17 protein-coding genes and 3 pseudogenes are annotated in these 14,755 nt (G+C 71.1%); 10 read left to right on the top strand and 10 right to left on the bottom strand.

The genetic code is table 11. The features are described from left to right. Positions 1-163 precede the first annotated feature (163 nt). Positions 164-748 (top strand): TMEM165/GDT1 family protein, encoded by a 585-nt coding sequence (locus ACF1B9_RS30480; protein ID WP_391746072.1) that lies wholly within the window; start codon positions 164-166, stop codon positions 746-748. A gap of 144 nt (positions 749-892) precedes the next feature. On the opposite strand, the gene ACF1B9_RS30475 is transcribed toward ACF1B9_RS30480, so the two are convergent. Both ACF1B9_RS30475 and ACF1B9_RS30470 read right to left on the bottom strand, forming a co-directional pair. Continuing rightward, the gene (locus ACF1B9_RS30475) at positions 893-1,417 is read right to left on the bottom strand and encodes a methylated-DNA--[protein]-cysteine S-methyltransferase (protein ID WP_391746074.1); all 525 of its coding nucleotides are present in this window, start codon (positions 1,415-1,417) and stop codon (positions 893-895) included. Between the two features lie 20 nt (positions 1,418-1,437). After that, the gene (locus tag ACF1B9_RS30470) at positions 1,438-2,910 is read right to left on the bottom strand and encodes an AlkA N-terminal domain-containing protein (protein ID WP_391746076.1); all 1,473 of its coding nucleotides are present in this window, start codon (positions 2,908-2,910) and stop codon (positions 1,438-1,440) included. 456 nt (positions 2,911-3,366) lie between these two features. Between ACF1B9_RS30470 and ACF1B9_RS30465 the strand changes: the two genes are divergently transcribed. Together ACF1B9_RS30465 and rpmF are read left to right on the top strand one after the other, a co-directional pair. Further along, entirely contained in the window at positions 3,367-3,546 is a 180-nt protein-coding gene (locus ACF1B9_RS30465; protein ID WP_391746078.1) for a hypothetical protein, read from the top strand. Positions 3,547-3,580: 34 nt separating this feature from the next. After that, on the top strand, positions 3,581-3,751 hold the full coding sequence (gene rpmF, locus ACF1B9_RS30460) for a 50S ribosomal protein L32 (protein WP_391746079.1): 171 nt from the start codon (positions 3,581-3,583) through the stop codon (positions 3,749-3,751). 418 nt (positions 3,752-4,169) lie between these two features. Here the strand turns inward: rpmF and rpsN are convergent, their stop codons facing one another. Both rpsN and rpmB read right to left on the bottom strand, forming a co-directional pair. Then, positions 4,170-4,475: a 30S ribosomal protein S14 gene (gene rpsN, locus ACF1B9_RS30455; protein ID WP_383723096.1), complete on the bottom strand. Its 306-nt coding sequence runs from the start codon at positions 4,473-4,475 to the stop codon at positions 4,170-4,172. Further along, entirely contained in the window at positions 4,475-4,711 is a 237-nt protein-coding gene (gene rpmB, locus ACF1B9_RS30450) for a 50S ribosomal protein L28 (protein WP_391746082.1), read from the bottom strand. Before rpmB ends, rpsN begins: the two co-directional genes overlap by 1 nt. Positions 4,712-4,777: 66 nt before the next feature. Between rpmB and rpmG the strand changes: the two genes are divergently transcribed. From rpmG to rpsR, 4 genes are all read left to right on the top strand, one after another. Next, on the top strand, positions 4,778-4,942 hold the full coding sequence (gene rpmG / locus ACF1B9_RS30445) for a 50S ribosomal protein L33 (protein WP_327371185.1): 165 nt from the start codon (positions 4,778-4,780) through the stop codon (positions 4,940-4,942). Positions 4,943-4,974: 32 nt separating this feature from the next. Beyond that, entirely contained in the window at positions 4,975-5,229 is a 255-nt protein-coding gene (locus ACF1B9_RS30440) for a type B 50S ribosomal protein L31 (RefSeq protein ID WP_391746084.1), read from the top strand. Beyond that, positions 5,229-6,383 (top strand): CobW family GTP-binding protein, encoded by a 1,155-nt coding sequence (locus ACF1B9_RS30435; protein WP_391746085.1) that lies wholly within the window; start codon positions 5,229-5,231, stop codon positions 6,381-6,383. Before ACF1B9_RS30440 ends, ACF1B9_RS30435 begins: the two co-directional genes overlap by 1 nt. A 63-nt stretch (positions 6,384-6,446) precedes the next feature. Then, positions 6,447-6,683 (top strand): 30S ribosomal protein S18, encoded by a 237-nt coding sequence (gene rpsR / locus ACF1B9_RS30430; RefSeq protein WP_391746086.1) that lies wholly within the window; start codon positions 6,447-6,449, stop codon positions 6,681-6,683. Positions 6,684-6,795: 112 nt separating this feature from the next. Here rpsR and ACF1B9_RS30425 read toward each other — a convergent pair whose 3' ends face one another. Then, a complete protein-coding gene (locus ACF1B9_RS30425) occupies positions 6,796-6,957 on the bottom strand; it encodes a hypothetical protein (protein ID WP_391746087.1) in 162 nt (53 codons plus the stop codon). Positions 6,958-7,251: 294 nt separating this feature from the next. Then, a complete protein-coding gene (locus ACF1B9_RS30420) occupies positions 7,252-8,667 on the bottom strand; it encodes a phytoene desaturase family protein (protein ID WP_391746089.1) in 1,416 nt (471 codons plus the stop codon). A gap of 161 nt (positions 8,668-8,828) precedes the next feature. On the opposite strand from ACF1B9_RS30420, the pseudogene ACF1B9_RS30415 reads away from it, so the two are divergent. Further along, positions 8,829-9,224: pseudogene (locus ACF1B9_RS30415) on the top strand (VOC family protein). A 231-nt stretch (positions 9,225-9,455) separates the two neighbouring features. After that, positions 9,456-10,193 (top strand): annotated as a pseudogene (locus ACF1B9_RS30410) (SDR family NAD(P)-dependent oxidoreductase); the annotation flags it as partial. Positions 10,194-10,211: 18 nt separating this feature from the next. Here the strand turns inward: ACF1B9_RS30410 and ACF1B9_RS30405 are convergent. From ACF1B9_RS30405 to ACF1B9_RS30390, 4 genes are all read right to left on the bottom strand, one after another. Beyond that, positions 10,212-11,057 (bottom strand): inositol monophosphatase family protein, encoded by an 846-nt coding sequence (locus ACF1B9_RS30405; protein WP_391746091.1) that lies wholly within the window; start codon positions 11,055-11,057, stop codon positions 10,212-10,214. A 63-nt stretch (positions 11,058-11,120) separates the two neighbouring features. Continuing rightward, positions 11,121-13,034, bottom strand: coding sequence for a gamma-glutamyltransferase family protein (locus tag ACF1B9_RS30400; protein ID WP_391746092.1), 1,914 nt, complete (start codon positions 13,032-13,034; stop codon positions 11,121-11,123). A 318-nt stretch (positions 13,035-13,352) separates the two neighbouring features. Then, the gene (locus ACF1B9_RS30395; protein WP_391795951.1) at positions 13,353-13,712 is read right to left on the bottom strand and encodes a Zn-ribbon domain-containing OB-fold protein; all 360 of its coding nucleotides are present in this window, start codon (positions 13,710-13,712) and stop codon (positions 13,353-13,355) included. Between the two features lie 145 nt (positions 13,713-13,857). Beyond that, the gene (locus ACF1B9_RS30390; protein WP_391746095.1) at positions 13,858-14,565 is read right to left on the bottom strand and encodes a TetR family transcriptional regulator; all 708 of its coding nucleotides are present in this window, start codon (positions 14,563-14,565) and stop codon (positions 13,858-13,860) included. 109 nt (positions 14,566-14,674) lie between these two features. Between ACF1B9_RS30390 and ACF1B9_RS30385 the strand changes: the two are divergent. Next, a pseudogene (locus ACF1B9_RS30385) lies at positions 14,675-14,755 on the top strand (electron transfer flavoprotein subunit beta); the annotation flags it as partial.

The following is a 14,755-nucleotide window of genomic DNA, read 5'->3' as shown; positions in this document are numbered from 1 at the left end:
GGCCGGGCTCGTAGAACAGCACGGGCGGGCGAGACCTTCGGTCAGGTATGACACGCCCGCGCCCCGTGGGCGCTGACGTCGTGCCGGGCCGAGTGGTCCTCCGAAAGCCCGAGTGGCGCTTCGCGAAGGCCCGGGGCCCGGCTCTCACAGAAAGCCACCCGGAATGCACCTCGACCCCCTGGCGATCTTCACCGCCTTCGGGCTGATCTTTCTCGCGGAACTCCCCGACAAGACGATGTTCGCGTCGCTTGCCATGGGCACCCGCATGCGTCCGCTGTACGTCTGGTTCGGTACGTCGTCCGCGTTCATCGTGCACGTCGCCATCGCCGTGGGGGCGGGCAGCCTGATCGGACTGCTCCCCGACTGGATCGTCAAGCTCGTCTCGGCTTCCCTCTTCGTGTTCGGGGCGTTCATGCTGCTTCGCAACGGCGGCGGCGAAGACGAGGACGAGGGCGGCATCAAGACGGTGACCGGCTTCTGGCCGGTCTACTCGACCGCGTTCATGGCTGTCTTCATCAGCGAGTGGGGCGACCTCACCCAGATCACCACGGCCAACCTGGCCGCGAGCAACGGCACCTGGTCCACGGCCATCGGGTCCGCCGCCGCCCTGATGTCCGTCTCGGCGCTGGCGCTGCTCGCGGGGCAGTTCATCGCGAAGCGGGTGCCGCTCAAGACGGTTCAGCGGATCGGCGGGCTCTGCATGCTGGGACTGGCGATCTGGACCCTGGTGGAGATCTTCATCGGCTGACGTCCTCGCCGCATCGGGCCGCTCCCGAGCGGCTTCCGGACGGGCTCGGTCCTACGAGCCCGTCCTCGCGTTTCCGGACCCGTCCTCGCGCTCCTTCGCATGGGCGGCGTCACACGGCGTGGGCGGCGTCACGCGCCGACGGTGTCAGAAGAGCGCCGGGGTGGAGTCCTGCGTGCCGTTCTCGAAGGCCAGCAGCCGCTGCTTGCGGTCGAGCCCGCCGCCGTAGCCGGTGAGGCTGCCCGAGGCGCCGATGACCCGGTGGCAGGGGACGATGATGCCCACCGGGTTCTTGCCGTTGGCGAGGCCCACCGCACGCGAGGCACCGGGTTTGCCGAGGAGTTCGGCCAGTTCGCCGTACGAGCGGGTCTCGCCGTACGGGATCAGCTGGAGCTGCGCCCATACGCTGCGCTGGAACGGGGTGCCGTCCAGATGCAGCGGGAGGTCGAACTCGCGCAGTTCCCCGGCGAAGTAGGCGCCCAGTTGGCGGATCGTCTCCGTGAAGGGGCGCGGGTCCCGGTCGCCGAAGGTCTCCTCGGGCGGGCGGTGCCGCTGGTCGGTCATGTAGAGGCCCGCGAGGACGCCGTCGGTGGCGACGAGGGTGAGCGGACCGTACGGGCTGTCGACGACCGTGTGCTGCCGGGTCGACTCGCGCGTATGCGTCGCGGTCATGGGTGAACTTCCCAACTTGCTTATACGGGCAGGTGGTTGATGGGGTGATCATCCACGGTCCAAAGATACTGGACCGCGTAGGCCCGCCAGGGCCGCCAGGCGGCCGCGCGGGCGGTGAGCGCCGCGGGCGTCGACGGAAGGCCGAGCTCCTCGGCCGCGCGCCGGATGCCGAGATCGGTGGGAAGGAAGGCGTCCGGGTCGCCGAGCGCCCGCATCGCGATCACGTCGACGGTCCAGGGGCCGAAGCCGGGAAGGGCGGCCAGTTCGGCCCTCGCCTTCTCCCAGTCGGTGTCGGTGCCGAGCCGCAGCGCGCCGTCGGTGAGTGCGGTGACCAGCGTGGTGAGGGTGGTACGGCGGCTGCGCGGCAGGGCGAGCCGTTCGGGGTCGAGCCCTGCGAGGGCCTCGGGCGTCGGGAAGAGATGGGTGAGGCCGCCCTCCGGGTCGTCGACCGGGAGGCCGTGCGCGGTGACCAGCCGGGCCGCGTGGGTCCGGGCGGCGGCGGTCGAGACCTGTTGGCCGAGCACCGCCCGTACGGCGAACTCCGCACCGTCGACGGTACGCGGCACCCGTCGGCCCGGGGCCTTGTCGACCAGCGGGGCGAGCAATGGATCGGAGCGCAGTTGGTCGTCGACGGCCACCGGGTCGGCGTCCAGGTCGAGCAGCCAGCGGCAGCGGCTGATCGCGAGGGTGAGATCGCGTGGATCGGTGAGGAGGAGCCGGCAGCCGATGTGGTCGGGGTGCGGGGTGAGGGCGACGATGCCGTGTCCGTGCCTGAGGGTGAGCGTGCGACGGTAGGCGCCGTCGCGCCACTCCTCGACGCCGGGGACCGCGGTCGCGACGAGGTGGCCGAAGAGGTTGGTGGGGTTGAGCGGGGCCCGGTACGGCAGCCGCAGCGCTATCACGCCGGGTGTGGGCGACGGTGTCGTGGATCTGGCGGCACGGCTGCGCAGTTCGCCCGGGGAGAGCGCGAAGACCTCACGGACGGTGTCGTTGAACGTGCGGATCGAGGAGAACCCGGCGGCGAAGGCGACCTCGGCCATGGGGAGCCCGGTCGTCTCGATGAGCAGCCGCGCGGTCTGGGCGCGCTGCGCGCGGGCCAGGGCGAGCGGTCCGGCGCCCAGCTCGGCGAGCAATTGGCGCTCGATCTGCCGGGCGGAGTAGCCGAGCCGGGCCGCGAGTCCGGGGACGCCCTCACGGTCGACGACACCGTCCCGGATCAGCCGCATCGCGCGGGCGACGGAGTCGGCGCGCGCGTTCCACTCCGGGGAGCCGGGGGTGGTGTCGGGCCGACAGCGCTTGCAGGCCCGGAATCCGGCCTGCTGGCAGGCGGCGGCGCTGGGGTAGAAGGTCATGTTCTCGACCTTGGGCGGTACGACGGGGCAGCTGGGACGGCAGTAGATACGGGTGGTCAGGACCGCCGTGAAGAACCAGCCGTCGAAGCGGGCGTCCTTGGACTGGACGGCCCGCACGCAGCGCTCGGTGTCGGTGTGCATGGTTCAAGGATCGGTCACCGGCCACCTGCGAGCTGGCGAAAATTCGACATCAACCTCCCACGGCCAGGAACTCTTCGAATTCATGCCATCTCGCGAATGAACACGAATGGAAACGGATGAAGTCGAAGGAGCGCTGATCGCTCCTGAGCAGAATGATCAAAAGGGCGATCAATGAGCATGAACGGCGCCCTTCCGGCTCCCTCCCGGCACCCAACCCTGGCGTTCCCGTCGCCGTCGCAGGACAGGCAGCCGGGTACGGAGCATTCCTCCCCGGATGCCCTTCGGACCCACATCCGGGAGACCATCGGTGAAACGTACGGCTCGCACGGCAACCGCACCGGCCGCCGCCGTCGCGCTGGGCAAGCTCGACTGCGTCTTCGTGTCGCGTGAACTCGAACCGACCGACATCCAGGGTTTCCACACGACGCCTTCGGCTACGACCCGCTCAGCATCCCCATGTCCGGCGACAGCTTCCGGCACTTCGGCTTCCTCGACTCTGTCGGGTTCATGGTCAACAAGAAGAACCCGGTGGACAAGCTCTCCCTCGACCAGCTCGACGCGGCGCTGTCCACCACCCACAACCGCGACGGCAAGGCGGCCACCCACAGTTTGATAATGGGATCCATTTTCATGTAAGTTGCGGAGCCGCCCATCGAACCAGGAGACCGACATGGCCGTCCCCAAACGGAAGATGTCCCGCAGCAACACCCGCCACCGCCGTGCCCAGTGGAAGGCCGCGCCGCCGCAGCTGACGCCGATCACCATCGACGGCACCACCCATCTCGTACCGCAGCGGCTGGCCAAGGCCTACGAGCGCGGGCTACTGCACCCCGAGGGCTGAGTCCTTCACGCACGACCGGCCGCCCGCGAGCACGAGCACCCCGAACGCGTACCGCAGGCCTGAAAAAAACTCCGGGTCGGGCAGTGGTCGCAGCCACGGCGCTGCCCGACCCGGTACGTACGACACGGGCCGCAGCACCACAGCTCCACGGCCGCACAGACACGCAGCCCCGGTGAGCCGATTCGGCCACCGGGGCTGCGTCATGTCACACCTTCGACGCCGTGCCATGTCACATCGTCAGAGTCGCGCCATGTCACATCGCCAGGACCCTGCCTTGTCCACACCTTCACACGGCTCACCACCGAAGCAGGAACGGCACCGCGGAACGACAGCGAAGAGCGACCCAACGGGCAGCACGAGGTGCCGGCCGCACATCTCCCACCGGAGATCGCGACCGGCCGCCCCGCCGACGGCCGCCTCACCAGGAGGACTTGGTGACTCCGGGGAGGAATCCGGCATGGGCCTGCTCACGCATGCGCACACGGGAGAGACCGAACTTCCGCAGGTGTCCGCGCGGCCGCCCGTCCACACCGTCCCGGTTTCGCAGCCGGGTCGCGCTGGCGTCGCGCGGCTGACGCCGGAGCTCGTCCACGGCGGCGCGGCGCTCGGCATCCGTCGAGGACGGGCGACGGGCGATCTCCTTCAACTCGGCGCGACGGGCGGCGTACCGCTCGACGATCACCTTGCGCTTCTCGTTCTGCGCGATCTTGCTCTTCTTGGCCATCAGACCCTCATTCCTCTGGCACGGATCCGGGCGACGGCCGCCTCGATCCCGATGTCGTCGATCGTCCTGATCGCCTTGGCGCTGAGCGTCAGCCGGACGTTCCGGCCCTCGCTCGGCAACCAGTACCTCTTGCGCTGGATGTTGGGGTCGAACCGACGCGAGGTGCGCCGATGCGAGTGGGAGATGTGGTTGCCGAACCCCGGCCGGGCGCCGGTCAGTTGGCAGTGGGCGGGCATGACGTCACCTGCTCTCCACGGCGAACCGTGTATTGGAAATGGAAATCATTGCCATATAGTAGCGCCATGGCACGCAACGAACTACGCCCGGTCGTCAAGCTCCGCTCCACCGCCGGGACCGGCTACACCTACGTCACCCGCAAGAACCGTCGGAACGATCCCGAGCGCATGGTTCTGCGCAAGTACGACCCGGTCGCCCGCAAGCACGTCGACTTCCGCGAAGAGCGCTGACCGATCCCCCGCCCGAACCAGAAGGACACCTCATGAAGCCCGACATCCATCCCGCGTACGGTCCCGTCGTCTTCCGCGACAAGGCCGCCGACTCCGCCTTCCTCACCCGTTCCACCGCGACCAGCGACAAGACCGTCGAGTGGGAGGACGGCAACACCTACCCCGTCGTCGATGTCGAGATCTCCTCCGCGAGCCACCCCTTCTACACGGGTACCGCCCGCGTGCTGGACACCGCCGGCCGCGTCGAGCGGTTCGAGCGCCGCTACGGCCGCCGCGGGGCGAACTGATGCGGGACCGGTCCCGGTTGCCCGTCGTGATCGTGGGCGGACTCCACTCCGACGCCCGCAAGGAGGTCGTGGAGGGACTGCTGCGTACCGTCCCCGGCAGCGTCGCCCTCCACCACGATCTGGCCACCGCCACCGAAGGCGTCGTGCGGCGCCTCGTGCGGGACGCGTCGGGCGAGCTGTCCCGCGGTGACGCCCCGCTCGTCAACGACTGCGCCTGCTGCGCGCTGCGCGAGGACCTGGTCCCCGAGCTGGAGCGGCTGGCCGACAGCGGTACGGCCAAGTTGGCGATCGTCGAGCTGTGGGACTCCGTCGAGCCCAGGGCGATGGCCGAGGTCGTCGTCGCGCACGGCGGTCACGTACTGGAACTCACCAATGTCATGACCGCCGTCGACCCCGCGCTCGTGCTGCCCTGCCTGGGGAACGGCGACGATCTGGCCGAGGCGGGGCTCGCCGCCGCCACCACCGACCAGCGGACCGTGGGTGACACCTGGGCGCGACAGCTGGAGTACGCGCCCGTGCTCGCTCTCGTCGACGGCGAAGCGGCCGACGACGAGGAGCGCGCGCTGCTCACCCAGCTCCACCCCACCGCGCGCCAGGTGCCCGCCGGTTCGGGCGAACTCGGCCAACTGGCCTTCGCCGGCTTCGACGTGGAGACGGCGGCTGCGGCCCAGCACCCCGCCTGCGCCCTGTTGCCGCAGGAGGCGGACGAGGCCGGGGTCGCCACGCTCGTCTGGCGTCGCCGCCGTCCCTTCCACCCCGAACGGCTCTACCAGGCGCTGGAGGATCTGTGCTGCGCGGCCGCACGCAGCCGTGGCCGGTTCTGGCTCGCCGACCGTCCCGACACCTTGCTGGCCTGGGACGCCGCCGGTGGTGCGCTCTGCGTGGAGAACGCCGGACCGTGGCTGGCCTCCCTGCCGGACGCGGCCTGGGACCTGGTGCCCCCGATGCGCAGGGCGGCGGCGTCACTCGACTGGGACCCCGAGCACGGCGACCGCTGCCAGCACCTCGTCTTCACCTCCCCCGGCCTCGACCGCGACGGGCTGGCCCGACTCCTCGAATCCTGTCTACTCACCGACACCGAATACGCCGCGGGACCCGAGGCCTGGAAGCGGCTTCCGGCGCCCTTCGACTCGCTCCTCGACCCGGTCTCCTGACCACCTTTCACCGTGCGGCTCTTCGGCCGCTCTTCTCGCGAATCAATCCCCCAAGGAATGCACATGGCACGACGCGCCGACCCGCACAAGCCGCTGAAGTCCCGCCCCAATCCGCTGGACACGGCCGGGATCACCTACATCGACTACAAGAACACCGACCTGCTGCGGAAGTTCATCTCGGACCGAGGCAAGATCCGCAGCCGTCGCGTGACCCGGGTGACCGCCCAGCAGCAGCGGCAGCTCGCACGGGCGATCAGGAACGCCCGCGAGATGGCCCTGCTGCCCTACGCCCACCGGTGACCACGCACGCCGCGTACGTCCGGCCGGCCTGCCCCGTCCATCGGACGCGCGCGGCGTCCAACCGACTCGCCCCGGCCCAAGATCACGCCGGTGACGATCACGTAGGTGACGATCACGTAGGTCCGGCGCACACGGACCAGATGTCCTGAAGGAGTGCCGGGTAGTCCTCGCCGTACGTGGCCACGGCTGCGTAGACCGCGTCCAGAGCCGCGCGGAGCGGATCGGCTTCGGCGGCACCGAGCAGCGCGGGAACGGCCATGTGCGGCTGCGACATCCGCAGGGAGGGATCAGGTGCGCCGAAAGTGACTTTCAGGGCGCGTGATCCAGGGCCGGGAGGGTTCGGAGTGCCCAGCGGTTCCGCGAACCACATCGCCGTGCTTGCGGGGCCCGTCACCACATATGGCGCCTGCTGTGATTCCGGAATGGACACGCCCGGGGTCGCAGGCGGCTGGAAGGGAGGCCCGGCGGAGTTGCCCCGTCCCTGGACGGCTCGCGACTCCGGTGGGCCGCCACCCGGTCGCCCCGGACGGCGGCCCCGGCGCTGTGAAGACCCGGCCCCCTGCGACGCTCAGGCCGCCCGCAGGCGCCTCCAGACCGCCTTCGCCGCGTGATGGCCGGACATGCCGTGCACCCCCGGGCCGGGCGGAGTGGCCGAGGAGCACAGGAACACCGCCGGGTGCGCGGTCGCGTACGGCACGCGTGCGAGCTTCGGCCGGATCACCGACTGGAGCCCGGCGAACGCTCCGCACGCGATGTCGCCGCCGACGTAATTGGCGTTGCGCAGGGCCAGTTGGGGCGGCCCCGCGACCGCTCGGGCGAGCACCAGGTCGCGGAAGCCGGGAGCGAAGCGCTCCAGCTGCCGCTCGATGACGTCGGTGGCATCGCCCTCCCAGCCTGCCGGGACATGTCCGTAGGCCCAGAAGACATGACGGCCCTCGGGCGCGCGGGACGGATCGACCAGGCTGGGCTGAGCGGTGATCAGGAACGGGACACTGGGGTCGCGGCCGGCCACCGCGGCGCTCAGCGCGGCGTCGATCTCACCGGCCGTGGGGCCGACGTGGACCGTTCCGGCCCGGCGGGCCTCCTCCGCGGTCCAGGGGACGGGGCCCGAGAGCGCGTAGTCGATCTTGAAACAGGACGCGCCGTACCGATAGCCGCGATAGGCGTTGCCCAGCCCCGCGATACGGGCGAGTGCCGTCGGCGAGGTGTCGAAGACGTAGGCGCGGGCGGGCGGGAGCTCGTCGAGGCGCTTGACCTCCGTACCGGTTCGGATCGCGCCGCCCTGTTCGCGTATGTACGAGGCAAGGGCGTCGGAGATGGCCTGCGACCCACCGCGCGGCACCGGCCAGCCCTTCTCGTGCGCGGCGAGGGCGAACAGCAGGGCGATCCCTCCGGTGGCCACGCCGCCGACGGGGGCTATGGCATGGGCGGCGAGCCCGGCGATCAGGCCGCGTGCCTTCGCGCCGCGGAAGCGGCGGGAGAGCAGCGTCGCGGGCTGGAGCGCGTCGAGCCCGAAGCGCACCCAGCGGTACGGGTCACGGGGCAGCCCGTCCCACGGAGTGCGCAGGAAGTCCTCGGCGAGAGTGTCCCAGTGGCCGAGGAACGGGGCGACGAGCCTGCGGTAGGCGCCCGCGTCCTGAGCGCCCAGCGACATGGCGCTCTCCCCCACCGACCCGGTGAGCACGGCGGCCGAGCCGTCCGGAAAGGGGTGGGCGAGCGCCAGCTCGGGGTGCAGCCACTCCAGGCCGTGGCGGGCGAGCGGCATCGCGGCGAACGCGGGCGAGCCGATGCCCAGCGGGTGGACCGCGGAACAGGGGTCGTGACGGAAGCCGGGGAGGGTGAGCTCTTCGGTGCGGGCACCGCCCCCGACCGTCCCGGCTGCTTCGAAGACCTCCACGGCAAAGCCACGGCGGGCCAGTTCCGCCGCGGCGGTCAGTCCGTTGGGCCCCGCCCCCACGACGACGGCATCAAGCATCGACGGCACCTTCGGACTCCTTCGTCAGCCGACGGCCAGGACACCCAGGATATTCCGAGGCACCGACAGCGACGTCGCGGGTAGGGTCGCCGCTCGATGAACACACCGACCCCTTCCTCGCCGCCCTGCCCGCACCGCGCGTCGCGCGAACAGGACCCGGGGGTCCGGCCATGATCGCCGAACTGCAGTGCGTGGTGCTCGACTGCCCCGATCCTGTACGCCTCGCCGGGTTCTATCACCACCTGCTCGGCGGAGAGGTCGATCGGCCGGACGCGCGGTGGGCGGTGGGTGACGGGTGGGCGACGCTCCACACGGCTGCCGGGCCGGTGCTCGCCTTCCAGCGGGTGGCGGACCACCGGCCGCCTCGATAGCCGGACCCGGCACACCCCCAGCAGTTCCATCTGGACTTCGGTGTCCGGGATCTGGACACGGCGCAGACCCAGGTCGTGGCGGCGGGAGCGACGGTCCTCGACGACGGCGCCGGGTCGGGGCGGCCGTGGCGGATCTACGCGGACCCGGCGGGGCATCCGTTCTGCCTGGTCAGGCACGGCAACGGCGCGGTGTGACCGTACCCCGGCCTCTCAGTCCCGCTGGATGGCCGTGAGACAGCGGGCGAGCAGACCCCGCAGGTCTTCCCGTTCCTGCGGAGTGAACTCGTCGGACAGACGGCGTTCGATCCGTGCCGCCTGCTCGTCGGCGAGCCGGAGTGTTTCACGGCCCGCTTCGGTGAGGCGGGTCTCCAGCATCTTCTGGTGCCACTGGTGTGCCGAGCGGACCACCAGACCGCGTTCCTCCAGGTGCTTCAGCACCGCCGCCATGGCCTGAGGAGTGACCAGGCAGGCGCGCGGCTGGCCGGCCGGGGTGCGACGCTGCTGCTGCACGGCAGGGACCGCGCGCGGCTGGACGAGGCCGCCGCCGAGGTGCGGGCGGCACGGACCGGGGCCGGGGCAGTCGTGCGCACCTGTCTCGCCGATCCGGCCGACCTGGACCAGGTCCGGGTCATGGCTGCCCGGATCCGCGACACCGAGCCCCGACTCGATGTCCTCGTCAACAACGCCGCGGTCGGCGGCGGCACCACTCCGCTCCGCCGCGAAGTGACCCGTCAGGGCCATGAACTCCGTTTCGCCGTCAATTCACTGACGCCCCAGCTGCTGACGCGTGAACTGTTGCCCCTGCTCACCGCGTCCGCGCCCGCACGTGTGGTCGACGTGGCCTCGATGGGCCAGGCACCCGTCGACTTCGACGACGTCATGATGGAGCGCGGCTACGAGGGGCTTGAGGCCTACCGTCGCAGCAAGCTCGCGATGATCATGTCGACCTTCGATCTCGCAGCCGAGACGGCGGGCAGCGGGGTCACGGTCAATGCCCTGCACCCGGCCCGCCTGATGGACACAAGGGCCGTGCGCGAGTACGGGCTGACGCCGGTCGTCCCCGTCGAGGAGGGCGTACGGCCCACCGTGCGGCTGATCACCGACCCGGCCCTGTCGGAGGTCACCGGCAGATACTTCGACCGGTTCACGGAGAAGCCCGCTCATGGGTCGGGCGCGCTCCGGTCAGGCTTCGCCGCGCAGCGCCTGAAGGATGCGTTCCACGGTCGCCGCGTCGCGGGCCGCCGTGAACGGCATGGCGTTTCCGCCCGATATGCGGAACGGGGCGCCGGAGAGCGTGGCCTGGGCGCCACCTGCCTCGGTGACCAGGAGCAGCCCCGCCGCGTGGTCCCAGGCGTACTCCCAGGTGAAGGCGACCGCGTCCTGGTCACCGCGCGCGACGGCGAGGTATTCGAGACCGGCCGAACCGCAGGGGCGGGCGTCGACGCCGTCGGCGCCCAGGCCGAGCAGGGCACGCTTCTGCTCATCCGTGGTGTAGTCGGGGTGCGACATGGCCACGCGCAGAACGGCGCCGGGCGCGGGCGAGCCGGAACGGATCGGCTTGCCGTTGAGCGTGGCGCCGCGGCCGCGGATCGCGACCGCCATGTCGTCGAGTGCCGCCGCGTACGTCCAGGAGGCGAGGAGTTCGCCACGGTGGGCGAGGGCGACCAGCGTGCAGAAGCCCGGTTCGCCCCGGACGAACTGGCGGGTGCCGTCGACGGGGTCGACGATCCACACCGGTGCGTCGCCGCCCAAGGCGTCGTACACCTTCGGATCTGCGTGGACCGCCTCCTCGCCGACGACCACCGAGCCGGGCAGGAGCCGGGTCAGGGACATGGTGAGGTGTTCCTCGGCGAGGCGGTCGGCAGTGGTGACGAGGTCGTGCGGGCCGCTCTTCTCGACGATCTCGTGCGCGGCGAGCTGCCGGTAGCGCGGCATGATCTCGGCGGCGGCCGCTGCGCGGACCGCGGCCTCGACCTCAATCCGGCGTCCGGCGTCCCAGGTGTTCTCAGCGAGAAAGTCATCGATCACGACCCCAGCTAAGCACGGCCTTCCGAGAGGCCGATGACCTGGTCATTGCGGGAAGGTGACCGGTCAGCGTCCGACGGCGTATCCCTGCATACCGCGCGGGTTCGCGGCCGCGGAGAGCAGTCCCGTCCCGGGGTCGCGGGCCACGGCACACATCCGGCCCTCGGACCAGGGGTCGCCCACGGTGACGTCGTGGCCGCGGCGGCGCAGCTCCGCGACGACCTCCGGGTCCATGCGCTCCTCGACGGTGACGCTGCCGGGCCGCATCACGCGCGGGAAGAAGGAGCCGGGGAAGCTGTCGTTGTGCCAGTTCGGGGCGTCGACGGCGCCCTGGAGGTCGAGGCCGCCGCGGACCTCGGCGCGCAGGGCGACCGCCAGGAAGAAGTGGACCTGCCACTGGTCCTGCTGGTCGCCGCCGGGGGTGCCGAACGCCATGACCGGGACACCGTCGCGCAGGGCGAGGGACGGGGTGAGGGTGGTGCGGGGGCGCCGTCCGGGGGTGAGGGAGTTCGGCAGGCCCTCGTCGAGCCAGGCCATCTGCAGGCGGGTGCCGAGCGGGAAGCCGAGCTCCGGCACGACCGGGTTGGACTGCAGCCAGCCGCCGCTGGGGGTGGCGGAGACCATGTTGCCCCAGCGGTCGACCACGTCGACATGGCAGGTGTCGCCACGGGTCGTACCGTCGGCGTCGACGGCCGGCTCCCCGATTCCGGCGCGGGTCTTCATCACGGCCGGCTCCCCGATTCCGGCGCGGGTCTTCATCACGGCCGGCTCCCCGGCCCCGGAACCGTTCTTCGCCACCGTCGGTTCACCGACGCCCGCCGTCGGGATGCCCAGGGCGTCGAAACCGGCTGCGCCGACGGCGACGGCGTGGGCGTGTCCGCTGAGGACGGGGGTGCGGCCGTCCGGGCTGCCCGGCCGCAGTTCGCGCGAGGCTTGGTCGCCGATGAGGGCACGGCGTTCGGCGTTGTAGGGCTCGGAGAGCAGCGTGTCGAGGGGGACCTCGCCCGCGTCGCCGTACCAGGCCTCGCGGTCGGCCATCGCGAGCTTGCAGCCCTCGATGAGCAGGTGGACGTATTCGGCGGAGCCGTACCGCGGCAGCTCGGCGGGGAGCAGCGCGAGCTGCTGGAGGAAGGCGGGGCCCTGGCTCCAGCCGCCCGCCTTGGCGAGCGTCCAGCCGTTCCAGTCGTACGTGGCGGGCGCCTCGTAGGACGCGGACCAGCCGGCCAGGTCGCCGGCGGTGAGGGTGCCGGTGTGACGGGAGCCGCTGGAGTCCATGGTGGGGCGGGCGGCCTGGCGGACCAGGGCCTCGGCGACGAAGCCCTCACTCCAGATCTTGCGCGCGGCGTCGATCCGGGCGATGCGGCCCTCGCCGCCGGTCTTCTCCGCCTCGGCGATCAGCCGGCGCCAGGTGGCGGCGAGTGCGGGGTTGCGGAACAGCTCGCCCGGCTGCGGCGACCTGCCACCGGGCAGGTACACGTCGGCGGAGGACTGCCACTCGGTCTCGAAGAGTTCGCGGACGGTCTCGACGGTCTGACCGACCCGCTCGACGGGGGCGTGGCCGTCCTCGGCGTATCCGATCGCGTAGCGCAGCAACTCGGCGACGGACTTGGTGCCGTGGTCGCGCAGCAGCAGCATCCAGGCGTCGAAGGCACCCGGCACGGCCGCGGCGAGCGGTCCGGTGCCGGGGACCAGGTCGAGGCCGAGGGAGCGGTAGTGCGCGACGGTGGCGCCGGCGGGGGCCGGACCCTGGCCGCACAGCACCTGCACCTCGCCGTCCTTCGGCGCCAGGATCATCGGCACCTCACCGGCCGGCCCGTTGAGGTGGGGTTCGACGACATGCAGGACGAACCCGGCGGCGACGGCTGCGTCGTACGCGTTGCCGCCGTCCTCCAGGACGGCCATCGCGGACTGCGAGGCGAGCCAGTGGGTCGAGGACACCATGCCGAACGTGCCCTGCAGAGTGGGCCGGGTGGTGAACACGGATGCGGCTCCTTGCTGCGGCGTGCGAGGTTCTGGAGTTCTTCGAAGGGGTCCCGGGCCGGGGCCGGCCCGGAACGAATGTACGGGCATCGGCCGGCCGCACCGGGGAGGGCGGTGCCGTCGTCCTCGACGAGACGGCGGGAAACCTTTCGGCTGCCGGGCAGTTCACTCAGGTCCTGCACCTCCGTGCGGCACCGGTCGGCGCAGAGCGGACAACGGCCCATCGGAAAGCGGCTGTTCGGGGCACCCGGGCGACGACGGACGTCGGCACCGTCGCAGTTCATGGCCGCGATGCCCCGCAGACCGACGAACGGCGACTCAGAACCAGTCGTCGCGCCGGGGCGGTTCGCAAAGCTCGAAGACGACCTCTCCCGCCTCCGGACCGTCGCCGGCGACCGGGCGCACTTGCGCGCCGACCGACACCAGATGCGGTGCGGCGCCGACGACTCTGCAGCGGAACACAAAGCCCTCGGGGAGCCGGACGAGGGACTCGTTGCGCGCCGCCTCCGTGTAGCGGTGCACGACACCGGACCTCACCACGACACCCAGTCCGGCGCTGTGTTCGGGCTTCAGATCACTTGACGCGCACACCGGACACAGCAGCCTCCGGAAGGAGGCGGTGCCGCACCAGCGGCAGCGGTGGTAGTTCAGGCCGGCCTTCTCATGCACCGTCTGCACGGTGCCACTTGATGACTGGGACACGTTTCGACCCCCTGCGCTCGGCTCGGATGCGCCGCGGCTGCGCGTCGACGCGTCCGCACCATAGGGCACTGAGTGTCGATACGTAAAGGCACTCAGTGCCAGATCACGGTGCGCCCGGGTATCACCCCTGGCCGATGGCGGCCTCGACCTGCTGCACGACGCGCCACATCGGAGCGCCCTTCGCGGCAACCATGACCACCACGTCACCTTCGGACGACGGCATGGACGCGCCCGCGGCGGCCGCACTCCCCCACACCTGGCGCACCAGTCCGAGGGCATGGTCGACCGCGGCCTCGGCGTCTCCCTCGCCGCCCGAACGCAGCCAGGTCCGCAGCCCGTTGTTGTGTGCGGCGACCACGGAGGCGGCTATCACCTCGGCCCGCAGCGCACCGTCCCCCGACTCGCCGTACCGGCCGCGGAGATGACCGGCCAGCGTCTGCTCGTACCGGCGCACCACGGACAGCTCGTACGTGCGCAGTCCGGGCACCTCCCGGGTGAGCCGGTAGCGCTGGACGGAGAACTCCGGGTTGGCGGAGTACATCCGCAGCACGAGCCGGGCCGCGTCGCACACCGCGTCGACCGGATCCACGTCACCGACCGTCGCGAGGAACGCGGTCATGTCGGCGAGGCAGCGCTCGTGATCCGGGAAGACGGCGTCCTCCTTGGAGGGGAAGTACCGGAAGAACGAACGGCGCCCGACCCCGGCCCGCGCCACGATGTCGTCCACCGTGGTCTGTTCGAATCCCCGCTCCAGGAAGAGTGCGAAGGCCGCCTCGGCGAGCACCTCCCGCATGGGGGCCTTCTTCGGTGGTCTGCGTGCGTCAGTCATGCGGGGAACGTAGCACCGGAGAGCCCTTTTTGGCACCAGGTTCCTTTACAGAGGGTACTGAGTGCCATATGGTCGTCCTTACGACCCACACCCAGGTAGGAGAGCCGGCGTGAGCTTGAGGATCGTTGTCTGTGTGAAGTACGTGCCCGACGCCACGGGTGACCGGCATTTCGCCGATGATCTGACGGTG

The sequence above is a fragment of the Streptomyces sp. NPDC014727 genome, from assembly GCF_043083485.1.
Taxonomy (GTDB): domain Bacteria; phylum Actinomycetota; class Actinomycetes; order Streptomycetales; family Streptomycetaceae; genus Streptomyces.
The sequence above is the reverse complement of the archived record's forward strand: the minus strand, read 5'-3'. Positions and strand labels throughout refer to the sequence as shown.